Origin of the sequence: Oceanobacter sp. 5_MG-2023, assembly GCF_030548165.1 — a bacterium.
Taxonomy (GTDB): Bacteria; Pseudomonadota; Gammaproteobacteria; order Pseudomonadales; family Oceanobacteraceae; genus Oceanobacter.
The window spans coordinates 1-806 of sequence record NZ_JAUORS010000068.1 but is presented as its reverse complement, the minus strand read 5'-3'; the positions used below and the strand labels follow the sequence as shown (position 1 = coordinate 806).

The 806-nt window shown below is 54.0% G+C and carries 1 protein-coding gene; it reads left to right on the top strand.

What is annotated here, in order from left to right:
- The coding region (locus Q4551_RS16160; RefSeq protein ID WP_303434959.1) for a cadherin repeat domain-containing protein at positions 1-806 on the top strand (806 nt) is incomplete at both ends.

Here is an 806-nt window from a genome sequence, read left to right as displayed (position 1 = left end):
AACTCCGCTACAGGCGAAGTCACCTTGTTGGCCGACGCTGATTACGAAACAAAAGACAGTTACAACTTTACCGTCACCGCCACCGATGGAGCCGGTCACTTCACTGACCAGACCGTCACTCTGGCGGTCAATAACCTCGATGAAGCAGCGCCAAGCATTACATCTGGCGTTATCGCCACTACGATTGATGAAAACTCTGGTGCTGGGCAGGTGGTGTATACCGCCACCGCTGATGACTCCGCAGATATCTCTGATAGCGTCACTTTCAGTCTGTCGGGTGCAGATGCTGCGTACTTCAGCATCAACTCAGACACCGGTGAAGCCACCTTGTTGGCCGACGCTGATTACGAAACCAAGCCCAGTTACAGCTTTACCGTCACCGCTACTGATGGGGCGGGTAACCACACCGACCAAACCGTCACCTTGGCGGTCAATGATCTGGATGAGTCAGGACCGGTATTTAACTCCGGCACGTTGGCTGATGCCATTGATGAAAACTCCGGTGAGAACGCGGTGATTTACACCGCAGCGACGGATGATGCGACGGCGGTTTATAGCCTCTCTGGCGACGATGCAGCGTACTTCAGCATAAACTCAGCCACCGGCGAAGTGACTTTGTTGGCGGATGCCGACTATGAGACCAAGTCCAGTTACAGCTTTATCGTCACCGCCACCGATGGGGCTGGTAACTTTACCAATCAGGCCGTCACCCTGACGGTCAATAACCTCGATGAAGTGGCACCAACGATTACCTCTGGTGATACCGCGACTGCCATCGATGAAAATTCTGGTGCCGGACAGGTGGT